Source organism: Moorena sp. SIO3A2 (assembly GCF_010672265.1).
Lineage (GTDB): Bacteria > Cyanobacteriota > Cyanobacteriia > Cyanobacteriales > Coleofasciculaceae > Moorena > Moorena producens.
In genome coordinates this window covers 416259-428558 of record NZ_JAAHHC010000001.1, presented here as the reverse complement: position 1 = coordinate 428558, position 12300 = coordinate 416259, and the positions used below count along the sequence as shown (strand labels likewise).

General features: G+C 41.6%; 11 protein-coding genes. 6 read left to right on the top strand and 5 right to left on the bottom strand.

Going from position 1 to position 12300, the window contains the following annotated elements:
• Nucleotides 1–90: 90 nt before the first annotated feature.
• From F6K64_RS01850 to F6K64_RS01840, 3 genes are all read left to right on the top strand, one after another.
• Nucleotides 91–1257 carry an XdhC family protein gene (locus F6K64_RS01850; RefSeq protein ID WP_287264719.1) on the top strand — a complete coding sequence of 389 codons (1167 nt, stop codon included), beginning with the start codon at nucleotides 91–93 and terminating at the stop codon, nucleotides 1255–1257.
• 29 nt (nucleotides 1258–1286) lie between these two features.
• Nucleotides 1287–1940, top strand: coding sequence for a nucleotidyltransferase family protein (locus F6K64_RS01845; protein WP_008184821.1), 654 nt, complete (start codon nucleotides 1287–1289; stop codon nucleotides 1938–1940).
• Nucleotides 1941–2125: 185 nt separating this feature from the next.
• Nucleotides 2126–2632, top strand: a complete 507-nt coding sequence (locus F6K64_RS01840) for a hypothetical protein (RefSeq protein WP_008184819.1) — start codon at nucleotides 2126–2128, stop codon at nucleotides 2630–2632.
• A gap of 97 nt (nucleotides 2633–2729) precedes the next feature.
• On the opposite strand, the gene F6K64_RS01835 is transcribed toward F6K64_RS01840, so the two are convergent.
• A complete protein-coding gene (locus F6K64_RS01835; RefSeq protein WP_008184817.1) occupies nucleotides 2730–3098 on the bottom strand; it encodes a translation initiation factor in 369 nt (122 codons plus the stop codon).
• Between the two features lie 322 nt (nucleotides 3099–3420).
• A complete protein-coding gene (locus tag F6K64_RS01830; protein WP_008184815.1) occupies nucleotides 3421–5166 on the bottom strand; it encodes an esterase/lipase family protein in 1746 nt (581 codons plus the stop codon).
• A gap of 951 nt (nucleotides 5167–6117) precedes the next feature.
• On the opposite strand from F6K64_RS01830, the gene F6K64_RS01825 reads away from it, so the two are divergent.
• Together F6K64_RS01825 and F6K64_RS01820 are read left to right on the top strand one after the other, a co-directional pair.
• Complete coding sequence (locus F6K64_RS01825; protein WP_154659803.1) at nucleotides 6118–6276, top strand: hypothetical protein; 159 nt, start codon at nucleotides 6118–6120, stop codon at nucleotides 6274–6276.
• 5 nt (nucleotides 6277–6281) lie between these two features.
• The gene (locus tag F6K64_RS01820) at nucleotides 6282–7694 is read left to right on the top strand and encodes a reverse transcriptase family protein (protein WP_008184813.1); all 1413 of its coding nucleotides are present in this window, start codon (nucleotides 6282–6284) and stop codon (nucleotides 7692–7694) included.
• A gap of 234 nt (nucleotides 7695–7928) precedes the next feature.
• Here F6K64_RS01820 and F6K64_RS01815 read toward each other — a convergent pair whose 3' ends face one another.
• The 3 genes from F6K64_RS01815 to F6K64_RS01805 form a co-directional block, all read right to left on the bottom strand.
• Nucleotides 7929–8645, bottom strand: coding sequence for a hypothetical protein (locus F6K64_RS01815; RefSeq protein WP_008184811.1), 717 nt, complete (start codon nucleotides 8643–8645; stop codon nucleotides 7929–7931).
• 209 nt (nucleotides 8646–8854) lie between these two features.
• Nucleotides 8855–9535, bottom strand: coding sequence for a hypothetical protein (locus F6K64_RS01810; RefSeq protein WP_008184809.1), 681 nt, complete (start codon nucleotides 9533–9535; stop codon nucleotides 8855–8857).
• A gap of 270 nt (nucleotides 9536–9805) precedes the next feature.
• A complete protein-coding gene (locus F6K64_RS01805) occupies nucleotides 9806–10669 on the bottom strand; it encodes a methyltransferase domain-containing protein (protein WP_287251526.1) in 864 nt (287 codons plus the stop codon).
• A gap of 181 nt (nucleotides 10670–10850) precedes the next feature.
• On the opposite strand from F6K64_RS01805, the gene F6K64_RS01800 reads away from it, so the two are divergent.
• Nucleotides 10851–12185: a TrkH family potassium uptake protein gene (locus tag F6K64_RS01800; RefSeq protein ID WP_008183134.1), complete on the top strand. Its 1335-nt coding sequence runs from the start codon at nucleotides 10851–10853 to the stop codon at nucleotides 12183–12185.
• Nucleotides 12186–12300: the final 115 nt, after the last annotated feature.

Genomic DNA, 12300 nt, shown 5'->3' with positions numbered 1-12300 from the left:
TATCTCCACAAAAGCCACGAAAATTTTTACTTTACATCATTGAGCCCAAATTGTTAAGCTTGGCTATAACAGGAGTGTCCAGCAGCCAAGATGAAAGAGCTAAATAATATTATAGCAGCATTTGCCCAAATTCAACACAACAATGAACAAGTATTTCTTGCTACTGTTGTCAATGCTCAAGGCTCTACCTATCGCCAACCTGGTGCGCGAATGCTGATCACATCAAGTGGTAAAATGGTAGGAACCATTAGCGGTGGTTGTTTGGAAAATGATGTATTTGAGCATACTCGCGTTTCGATGCCAGACGGAAAACCCATAGTCATCACTTATGATACCACTGCTGATGAGGACATTATCTGGGGATTTGGGCTGGGTTGTAACGGTGTGGTAAACGTCTTTATTGAGCTTCTAAATCAAGATAATCCCCTTAACCCCTTAGCTTTTATTCATCAATGTTTCTATAACCAGCAGCAAGGTATTATTGCCACTGTTATTGCTGTGGAAGGTAGGGTAAATGTTAAGGTTGGGGCGCGTTTAATCCTGCAATCAAATAATACTGTAAATACTGATATTAAAGACGAGTATTTGACTGCTGCTTTGCTCAAAGATGCTCAAGCTGCTCTGGAAAATCAACATTCAAGTTTCCATCAATACCAATTAGCAGTCGGTAAAGTAGATATTTTTATCGAGTTGATTAAACCCCCGCCACATCTAATAATTTTTGGTGCAGGTCGTGATAGTGTACCTGTAGCAGAGTTTGCTAAAGCCTTAGGGTGGCGAGTCACTATAGTTGATTGTCGAGGGAGTGAGGTAACTCAAGAGCGTTTTATCATGGCTGATCAGGTGATTCTCACCCGCAGGGAAATTCTAGACAAGCAAATCTGTATTGATGATAACACCATTGCTGTGGTCATGACTCATAACTACCTCGATGATTTAGAAATTTTGAAAGTGCTAATCCCTGCTGCTATCAGCTATCTGGGTTGTTTGGGTTCAAAGCAACGCACTGCCAGGTTACTGCAAGATTTACGTGCAGCAGGAGTAGAATGTACACCCATACAGCTACAAAAGTTACACACTCCTGTTGGCATTGATATTGGTGCAGATACACCAGAAGCGATCGCATTATCCATCATTGCTGAAATTCAAGCTGTGTTAGCAAACCGTGGTGGTGGCTTTTTAAAACACCGCATGGAACCAATTCATAAACGAAATCAAGTCAATAAAATCCCAATTAAAAACTATAAAGGTTGTTGAATTTAACTTTTTAATATTTTAATTATGAAATGAAAATAACCAATTCAAAGCTAAAAATAACTGAATCAAATATTGCTATTATTATCTTAGCAGCAGGTGCATCAACCCGCATGGGTAGACCTAAACAACTCTTACCCTATCAGGGATGCAGCTTGCTTCGCCATACCATAGAGACTGCAATGGCTTCAGTCTGCAAGCCTGTCGTAGTAGTTTTAGGAGCAAATGCCCAACAGATATATTCTGAAGTTAACCAACCTTCTGTAACGGTAGTTGAAAACCTAGATTGGAATTTGGGAATGGGTTCCTCAATTCGTAGGGGAATTCTATCCCTTGCCACTTGTTCTGAAACCATAGACGCAGCAGTTATTACTGTTTGTGACCAGCCGTTTCTTTCTCCTGAAATTATTAATTATTTAGTGGCAGCCTATCATGATACGGGAAAACCCATCGTTGCTTGCCAATATGCAGATACATTAGGTGTACCTGTTTTGTTTAAACATATATTTTTCTCTGAACTAGCAACCTTAGATGAGACCGTGGGTGCCAAAAAATTAATCAATAAATACTACAACGAAGTATGTAGTATTCCTTTTCCATTAGGTGTAATTGATATTGATACACCAAGAGATTACCAGAAGTTAGAGAAAAACCAAGAGGGGCAAGAGCTCCGGAGTTTTATTTGACAAAAAAACAAGACCTCCTAGGTTTACATCTCAAATACAAACCCTATAGTAGAGTGCGTTATTAACGCACCTTACTGGTATAGTTATGGCGTAAGTCCTGTTAGTGACAAGCCCCATCCCCTTGTGGATGGGGCTGTTGACTGTTCAATATAAAAAGAGTATAAAACTCATAGCTAAAGGCAAAAATGGAGCAAATAAACTCAGAAATTGACGCAATTCGCCAGAGCATTGCCGCACTACGTGCTGAACGTGATACCCTAACCCGCCAGGAAATTATCTTAGAAGACCAGTCTCCAGAAGCGATCGCTCAAGCCTACCGTCGTCAAGCCAGTGAAAACGCCCAACGCTCGGTAGAGATACTAGGAATCGATAATGCGATCGCAGCCTTAGAAGCCCAGTTGGAACAAAAACAGCAGCAGTTACAGCCAGCACTTACCATCAGTCAACCCCTAACCCTGGAAGACCAAATAGAACAAGCCACACAACAAGCTTATGACCACGCTGAACGGATTAATGAACTGGCAGCGGAACTAGCAGAAGAACTCAAAGCCCTAAAAGCGATCGCTCATGACCTGAGTCCCATTTATTGGAAGTTGTATCATCGACCCTTTGTTACTGGATTCAGAAGTACCTCAGTTCCCTATCTTCGTTCCGATCACGATGTTTTAAGGATTACCAAACTAGTAATTTAAATTTAGTCATTAAAATTAGTAATTCAAACGGATAACCTAAGATTAGGTTATCCGTTTATCCGTGTTTAAACATCCAGGTTTATTTTATCTTATACCATTAACCACCACTAACTTTAGCTTTGTAGCCCAGTTTAATCATTATTTGCACTAGTTTATCAGTATGATTTCCTTGAATTTCAATAGTATTATCTTTAACTGTACCACCACTACCACATTGGCCTTTCAGCTGTTTAAGTAACTTGGTTAAGGTTTCTGGTGATGATTGAAATCCACTAATTACTGTAACGGTTTTTCCCTTACGTCCCTTCCGTGATGCCTGTACCCGCAAATCTTGCTGATTTGGGGGAAGTTCCTGAATCGGTCGTTCCACTGCAGCGTCGTTGCTAGTGCCAAATTCCTGGTAGACAGTTCGATTGCCAGAGGTTTTGGAGTCAGAAGCATTGCGTTTTGATTTTGATGAAGCCATTGGTTAAATCTAGTATCAATCTATTTACAATTCCGGTTAATTACTTGTAAGCATTCAGCCGTCAGTGGTCAGCCGTCAGCTTTCCGTAACAGAGATAAACCAATGCTTACCGGTTTTATTCAAAAGCTGTTCGGTGTAGCTTGCCCATAGCCCATAACTACCTCAAGTAGCACCTCAAGTAGCGCATAAGCTGATACGCGACACGCTGATAGCTTACAATCACTTACCAAATAGTGGCTGGATTTTTGGGTCAGGGTAATCGGTAATCGGTAATCATCAACTACCAATTACCCATTACCCATTACTAATTAACCATTACCCATTACTCTATCCCGGAAAGGAACGGTTCTGGATGTCCCTGTTCAGGAAGACAATCAATTTCGATCTGGAAGGTTCCTTCAAATCCAGTGTCTTGCACTTGAAATTCCCAGGCACCATCCACTTCTTTCATCTTATCAGCGGGATTGGCGGTAAAATCTGGCTGAGAAAATTTTTCATCGCTATGGAGGTAGAGTTCTATGGGTGTCTTGGCAATCAGAACCCGAATATAGTATTGTTTGCGGAAGATGACATTGTCAGAGAAACCAAGACCTAACAAATCCCGCTCACCGACGTAAAAGTCCAGCCGTAAGACCATGTCTTTCTCTTGGGCTGGGATGCTCTCATCCTCTAGAATCGATATGGTATTCAAGTACCCTTCCCAGATCAGATTTTTGCCATCTGCCCAAGGAAATGCTGGCTTTTCGTCGGTCAAATCCTCTTTAATAAACGGACCATAGCAGTTTTCCGCAGCCTCACTCTGGTGGAACAGTTCAAAATCCACCAGACGGGGTTTAATGGATACTCCCAGAAAGAACTCACTTTTGCCAAACCAATCCTTACCCCGAGTGATTTGGCCGTTGACAAAACGTAAACGCGATCGCACATTCCCAAAGAAAAAGCGCGTTGCTACTTCAAATGCTTCTCGGGAAGTAATCACGGAGTCGAAACCACCGTGGGATTTGTGGATAAAGGTACGGGGTGCCCCAGGAATTTGGGCAGAGAATTGCTTAACTAAGCCATCACTACGGTTATAGTTAGAACCAAACTCATATCTCGGGGAGAAAACGCGGTTGAGAAAGGAGGCTTGTCGCAAATTGTAAGACTTATAGTTGGTGCCAACAATAGTTAAAAGTCGTTCTAAGGGAAAGTGTTTCTCAAAATTTTGGAACGAATAGGGGTTGTTGAGCTTACTTTGATTTTTGAGATTAAAGCGCTCTAATTCTTCTTGAGCTCCTAGTTCTCCCCCAAAACCCAGCCAATCTTCTAAGATTTGGAAGGTAATGCCTTGGTGAGGAGTGCCCAAAGTGATAATTTTATTGATGTAGTCTTCAGCCTTAAGACCAAGGCTGGGATAGGTGACTTGAACTGCTTCGCGAGCGATTAACCCACCCATAGAATGGGCGATGATGTTAACCTTAGGTTTAACACCTGCTTGATTCGCCGTTAGTTCACGAATTAAGTAGATCAGACGCACCAAGGCATTACCATAGGTGTCAAATTTACGCTCTTTTAGGTCATAGTAGCGAAATACCCAAATAGAGCGCCAAGGCTCTTTGATAGACTCCAAAAAGTATTCTGACATCTCTGGGTTTATGACTACTTTATCCCCTGAAAAATATCTTTTTTGTTCAGTTTTGTCTGGATAGTTTAAAGTATAGGTTTCTTCTTTGAGGCGCTTAAATTTATCGAAAATACCATTATCCTTTAACCACTGAAGTGATGATGGCAGGGGTTTGCCATCCTGGAGCATTTGCTGCAAAGACTTTAGTTTCCGAGGCAGGGTTGGTTCATCTTCAATTTCCCGACTACTAAAGGTCACCACGTTAGTAGCATCCTGGTATTGCCAGTCTGACTTGAGGAAACTCAGGATTAATCCTTCATAAATCTCATTTGTTCCCTTTTTGTGTTCATAGACACTGCCTTGGTTAAAGCCCTGGTAGGTTAAGCGCTGTTCCTCTTCAATATTGAGACCGCCAAACCCACGAATTAGGATAATTGGTAAAGGAGTACGGGTAGGTACAGACATTGTCATCTCCTATCACATCTGATCTGTTAATTCATCGATCTTAGCTGCTGATTTATCTATAGACCATCAGTGTTTTTCGTCAATTAAAAATTGATAATTGAAAATTACCTCAGTTCGACATAACCAACTATCCTCCGAGTCAGGAGCTTCGAGTCAGGAGCTTCGAGTCATAATAATTTATTTTCCAGGAATTTTTACGATAAATTGGTTTATGTATCCACTGCTTAGCCTTTCAATCAACAGGTAGGACAAATTCAATCATTTCCTGATGGACATTAAAATAGAGTAAAAAAAATTAATCATAAACTACTTGTGATAATAGTTGTGATTACATTAGCATCGGTCAATAATAAATTTTTACACTAGCTGTTCTAGCTATGAAACAACTGAAAAAAATCTTGATTGTGCTCGATATACTTTGCCTGTCTGTGTTCTATGGTGATTATGCCTATGCCGATTAAGCCATCCCAGGTTGTCAAGACGCATATAGCGCTACCCGCAAGGCAAGAGGAATCCCCCCTAACCCCCCTTAGTAAGCAGGGCGGGCATGCATGCTAAAGTTGACTACAAAAACTTAGGTGCGCTTTCCGCATTAAGAATTAAATTCGCCACGGGTCGCACCTTTTTCAGCTTTTATAAATTTCCTAACCTTAATGCCTAGTGATATATAACGGGATTGCGAGTGTATCTCAAACTGAAAATCTGGCAACATTAGTCAAAAATGAATCTGCTGTGATGTATCGAAAGGGCTGCCCCTTACCGCTCTGTCTATCACCTTGGAACACTCTTGTGCAAGCAGCTAAAATTGAAAAAGCGCAGTTGACAATCACCCATAACTGCCTGTACCGGTGCCACCAAAGGGAATTTCCCCCATCAGCGACTTCATCAAGACAATGGGAAAAAATGTATAGCGGTTTATAGCCTAATCAGGTACAGAGGATTTTTTATCTCTTGCCTCTTGCCTCTTGCCTCTTCTTTGTTCCGGTGATCCGCTGTTCCCTATTCCCTGCCCATAGCGCTATAACAAACAACCTTGGCCTTTTGGCCTTTTGGCCACGCTACGCGAACGGCCACGCTACGCGAACAACCAACCTAAAAACTAAAAAATAGTTCCCATGTCAGACCAACCCCGTACCCGTCAGGAACTCTACGATCGCATCCGCCAAATAGGTAAAGAAGAATTCGTCCTCGAAGAAATGATTCGCTACGGATTTTGGCCAGCACAAGGTGAGATGCCAGAAGATCCAGCTGATGAAATTCGACGGCGGGGAGAACTCCAGCGAGAACTAGCCCAACTGCGCCAAGAAAGTAAGAAACTACAAAACGAACAAGCACTGCGTAAGCGGTTGCTAAAAGAACGGTTAGCCCAGTCTAGGCTTAAGCGTCAGGAAACCAAACAACGACGGGAACAACAACGGCTCGAACGTGCCGAAGCGTGGGCTATACGCCAGGAACAGGAAATACTCTATCTCGGTGAGCAAGTATCCCCAGGTCTAAACCATACCGAAAGCGATCGCATACGATTAGAAACCTATAAATTACCGCTGCTTAGCACACCCCAACAAATTGCTCAAGCCATGGGGATTACCCTCGGACAACTACGCTTTCTCGCATTTAATCGCAAAACCGCCACCATATCTCACTACATTCGTTTCAAGATTCCCAAAAAAACCGGTGGAGAGCGATTAATTTCCGCACCCAAACCAAAACTAAAACAAGCACAACACTGGATTCTCAGCAACATACTAGAAAAACTAGAACTAGACAATGCAGCTCACGGCTTTCGACGCGATCGCTCCATAGTAACCAACGCCCAGCCTCATGTTGGTGCTGATGTCATTATCAACATTGACCTCAAAAACTTCTTCCCATCCATTTCCTACCAACGAGTCAAAGGACTTTTCCGGTCATTCGGTTATTCAGAAGCAGCAGCAACAGTATTTGGATTACTATGTACAGAAGCGGACATCGAAGAAGTCGAACTAGATAGCAAAACCTACTACGTAGCCACAAGCGATCGCCACCTCCCCCAAGGCTCCCCCGCTTCACCAGCCATTACCAACATATTGTGCCGTCGTTTAGACCACCGACTAACCAAACTAGCCACAGACTTAGGCTTTATTTACACCCGCTATGCCGATGATCTCACCTTTTCCGCCTCCGGTAATAGCCTCCGCTTTATCGGTAAACTCCTAAAACGCACCAGCTCCGTAGTAGCTCACGAAGGGTTTACTATCAATCAACAAAAGACCCGAATCCTACGGAAATCCCAGCAGCAAGAAGTAACAGGAATTGTAGTCAACGACCATCTCAATATTTCCAGAAAACAATTAAAACGCTTCCGTGCCACCCTCTATCAAATCGAAAAAGACGGTCCAGACAGCAAACACTGGGGAAACTCCAGTAATGTAATCGCAGCGATTCAAGGCTATGCCAACTTCATCGCCATGGTCAATCCCGAAAAAGCAGCCCTCTTTCAAGCACAAATCCAACGCATCAAAGAAAAATGGTTATCTAATAGGGATTAGGTATCAGCTTACCTTATTTTTGAATTAAGAATTAAGAATTAAGAATTAAGAATTAAGAATTAAGAATTAAGAATTAAGAATTAAGAATTAAGAATTTGTAATTCTGCATTCTACATTCTACATTCTACATTCTACATTCTACATTCTACATTCTACATTCTGCCTTCTGCATTCTTAATTCTGCATTCTGACAGACAACCTTGGCCTTTCGGCCACGCGATCGCGTTCAACTAACTACCGCTTACCTTGTAAATTTATCACCTCCTTATGTACACTCATACCAATCTGAAGAGACTGATTAAGTAAGCGACCATACTCACCAGTTTCCTCACTCAGCTCAAAAGCCATCAAAGTAGCAAAATTATCATCAAGATTGCTTAACAATACCTGACGACTGTCAATTAAATTATCATGACTTCTGATTAAATTTTCTACTTGTAAAGCATTCACTAAACTTTGTTTAGTAATAGCTAGAGAGTCAATAACTTTTTTACGGCTTTCAGATTGTTTCAACTCAGTACTTGACCCCTCAATCGCCTCTATCCGTTCAGCTAACTCAATCGCTTTAATCACACCATTATAGTTATCAACCTGATCCATTAACCTAACCAAAGACTTAATTCGCTTCCCTTGTTTATATAAATATACATTCCCAATCACTATTCCTGACACAAACAATCCCACCAATAGACTAAATAGCCCCGTTGTCCCAGCCTGGTCTTCAGGCAAATTGCCAGAATTTTTCATAAAAATCAGGATTGGAGGCAAAAATAAAATTAAACTCAGACCCAATATAAATATCTCAGTTAACAGAACCGATAACATATGCTTAGGCTTCTTAAAGATAAACCCCCGACAAAAATCAATAGCCACAAGCTTAGCAAAATTCAGATCTACCAGGTTTCTGATATCTTCTGACGTAATCTGTAAATTCCCTAAATTTGATGACATATCATCTCGCTCCTGTTACACCATTTTCTGATATCTTTAACCAATCCCAATCACCCACCAGTCAGTAGTGAAAATCACACCGCGAATAAATCAAGTCCTCTTACTTCCACCCAAGCAATCCCATCCGTTATCGATAGAATAAATAGCGCTGCGGGCAGCGCTATAGCTGCCACAAGTGTGGCTTCAAAACAACAAATCAATAGTAAGCCTTAACCCCAACCCAGCACTTTACCAATTAACTCCAACAAATGCAGATAAAAATTACTCTCTAGCTCGCGAAATACGGCAAAAGGTTCCCCAGGATCTCCGAAAAATGGTCTGAGGGTCCATCCCAATTGGCTCCCAACAAATCCATACAGCACTAACCAAGCTTTAAGAAGTCTAGTGCGAGATTTGTTTTCTTCAGCTTCTTGCTCAGTGATCAATCCCATGCATTGGTAAAACACATTGACACCAATTAACCCAGTGATGCCAAATATTACTATATTTAAGAGCTGAAAAAATGTATAATCATCAATCGAGAGACGGAAAAAGAGAGTGATAGGAGCAAAGCCAAATAGCATCACACTAATCACAGATGTCGCCGCCAAAAGCAAAGCTAGGTACTGCCCAAAACTACGTTTAGAGCCTGAGCTAATCTCATAAAAATATAAAGTCGGTAAACAAATCAACAGCGTTAACAAGTATAGCGCCGGTAATTTGATAGCTGAAGAGATAATCTGGAGAGGGCTACTAAACGAGCCGATAATTGCACCATAAATCCCAAAAAATGCCGAGCTGGCAATTAATAAAGAGATAATTTTGATATCAATCCTAATCCCTTGGTCAACCTCCTTCAGGAATCTTTCGCGATCGCCCAAAAACTCCATCACTATAGTAAAGTGGTTCATGACTTACCCCTAGTTAAAATTTAAAGCTACAAAATACAGTTAGCTATAGGAGCATGTCACTTATGCAGAAAATTTGGACTAAAACTATAGCCCCCTCATCGGTTTTAGCTTGCTCTGATAGTACCTATAGCAATCCTACTAAATCATTTTTTCAATCAGCAAAATAGGAAATCCTTGCTGGGCAAGGGTTATAGCGATTCGGCCACTATATTTCACGAATCAGATCGGATTGCTATAGTTCATATGTTCTACAACTCCGACCTGTTCCCTTCACTTGGTTCCAGACAACAACCCATAACGAATCAAGCCCCGGCGATACCCTCGACTCATCAACCCCATCGACAGTGCCGCTTCCACAATTTTCCAATTACTATTGAGCAACCCTAAAAGCGCTTTCGGCTCAAAAGCAGAATCAATCACAATATCCCAAAACGGTTCAACCGCATCTGACCAATCCGCCGTCCGAATAGTTTGGAAATTCAAATTGCCAGCAATTTCCTCATACTCCTGCAAAGAAATCACATAAGGCAAACAATAAACCCGATAAATCTCAGCCAAATGCTGCTGTTCATCTGTTGTCAATTGTCCCGTCGCCAAGGTTATCGGACGATGACACCAAGTTGCCATTAAAAACCTTCCCCCAGGTTTCAGCACCCGATAACATTCTTGAAGAAACTGTTGCTTATCCGGCATATGTTCTCCACTCTCCATCGACCAGACAAAATCAAAGGTTTCATCAGCAAAAGGCATATCCAAAGCATTAGCAACCTGAAACTGAACCCGTGTTGCCAACCCAGCCACTTGCGCTCGTTCAGTCCCTCGTGATGCTTGAACTGGACTTAAGGTAATTCCAGTAACATTTGCTTCAAACTGTTGCGCTAAATAAAGTGAACTCCCACCAATCCCACAACCGACATCCAGAATAGTACTAGCTTGCTCCACTTCAGCCCAACAGAGCAATTCCTCAATCAAGTCAATTTGTGCCTGATGTCGGTTTTTCTTCTCAGTACCCGCCCAGCCATAATAGCCATGGTGCATATGTTCACCCCAAACTGCTTCCCACAAGCCAGAAGAGGCATCATAAAATTCCTGAATCTGTTTTTCAAGACTCAATTTTTCAAGACTCAATGTCATATTATGTCCAGTAGCATCGTTCCGTATCACCAACTATAGCGGTTCTCACTTCCATAAACCATACCCAATTCGACGGGAGAAGGCTGTGACCCGCTACTAAGGGAAAAGGGTCTTGACAGATGGCAAATCACAAATAAACAATGACAAAGACAAATGACCAATGACCAATGACCAATGACCAATGACTATTCCCCGAACCATTTGCCTTGGATTCCTTTCCGTAATTGCCATCGGAACTATTTTGCTAATGATGCCATTTGCTGCTAGTGAGGGCACATGGACTCACCCGATGGTGGCACTATTCACCTCAACCTCTGCTGTTTGTGTTACTGGTCTAGTGGTTGTCGATACTGGCTCCTATTTTTCCTTCTGGGGACAGTTGATTGTGCTTGCCCTCTTTCAAATTGGTGGTTTGGGCTATATGACCACCACCACATTTCTCATTTTAATACTAGGGCGCAAGTTCAAATTGAAGCAGAAAATCGCCATTCAACAAGCTTTAGATCGACAAGGTTTACAAGACAGTGCAGCATTAATTCGTTCCATCATTGCCACAGCAATAATTTTTGAAATCACAGGCATTTTTCTACTTTTACTAGTGTTTGTTCCCGATTATGGATTATACCAGGGATTCTGGTTAGCCATTTTTCATAGTGTGAGTGCTTGGAATAATGCCGGATTTAGTCTTTTCCCAGACAGTTTGACAAGTTATCAGTCATCTCTTCTCCTCAATCTAGTGATCACAGCTCTAATTATCTGCGGTGGCATTGGTCAACAGGTAATTTTTGAGTTCTATCTTTGGTTGCGCGATCGCATTCTCCGACGACGTCAGTCTCTGGAATTTTCCCTGAATTTTAAAGTAGTCACTAGCACCACTATCTTTTTGTTAATAGTGGGAACAATAGCATTTTTATTCATTGAGTTTAATAATGATAACACTCTAGGAGCTTCAACATTATCAGACAAATTTATCAAAGCCTGGTTTCAGTCAGTGACCACCAGAACCGCAGGGTTTAACACCATTGATCTTGGTAAAATGACCACAGCAGGTTTATTTATTACCATTACCATGATGTTTTTTGGAGCCAGTCCCGGGGGAACAGGTGGTGGCATCAAGACTACAACAGTAAGAGTTTTAGTTAGTTCTACCCAAGCAATTTTACAAGGAAAAGAAGACGTTTATCTATATAAGCGTCAGGTACCAATTGAACTAATTCTAAAAGCGATTGGAGTCTTAGTAGGGTCATGCGCTACAGTAATTATATCAACACTTTTAATTTCACTAGCTGAGCCAACCCTGGATTTTATTCAGATTTTATTTGAAGTCGTCTCAGCCTTTGCTACTGTCGGTCTTTCCACAGGGATTACCCCAGACGTTTCTACCTGGGCAAAGCTAGTTTTAATTGGAACAATGTACATTGGCAGGGTTGGAGTTTTGTTGCTCATGGCATCCCTACTAGGAGAACCCCGTCCCAGCGCAGTTCAGTATCCAGAAGAAAACTTACTTGTGGGATAATCCTAGGGAAAAGGTCTACTTGCTTGCCAATGGCAAATGGCAATTAATACTTAAGAATAAACAAGTAAGACGTAAAAAATTACTAAAACTACAAGGGATACACTAAGCAAGTCAC

Bases quoted from the DNA above. Each gene is read 5' to 3' on its own strand.
- F6K64_RS01820 (WP_008184813.1), top strand. From the start codon at position 6,282: ATGTCAGACCAACCCCGTACCCGTCAGGAACTCTACGATCGCATCCGC.
- F6K64_RS01810 (WP_008184809.1), bottom strand. From the start codon at position 9,535: ATGAACCACTTTACTATAGTGATGGAGTTTTTGGGCGATCGCGAAAGA.
- F6K64_RS01800 (WP_008183134.1), top strand. From the start codon at position 10,851: ATGACTATTCCCCGAACCATTTGCCTTGGATTCCTTTCCGTAATTGCC.
- F6K64_RS01835 (WP_008184817.1), bottom strand. From the start codon at position 3,098: ATGGCTTCATCAAAATCAAAACGCAATGCTTCTGACTCCAAAACCTCT.
- F6K64_RS01830 (WP_008184815.1), bottom strand. From the start codon at position 5,166: ATGTCTGTACCTACCCGTACTCCTTTACCAATTATCCTAATTCGTGGG.
- F6K64_RS01845 (WP_008184821.1), top strand. From the start codon at position 1,287: ATGAAAATAACCAATTCAAAGCTAAAAATAACTGAATCAAATATTGCT.
- F6K64_RS01805 (WP_287251526.1), bottom strand. From the start codon at position 10,669: ATGACATTGAGTCTTGAAAAATTGAGTCTTGAAAAACAGATTCAGGAA.
- F6K64_RS01850 (WP_287264719.1), top strand. From the start codon at position 91: ATGAAAGAGCTAAATAATATTATAGCAGCATTTGCCCAAATTCAACAC.
- F6K64_RS01815 (WP_008184811.1), bottom strand. From the start codon at position 8,645: ATGTCATCAAATTTAGGGAATTTACAGATTACGTCAGAAGATATCAGA.
- F6K64_RS01840 (WP_008184819.1), top strand. From the start codon at position 2,126: ATGGAGCAAATAAACTCAGAAATTGACGCAATTCGCCAGAGCATTGCC.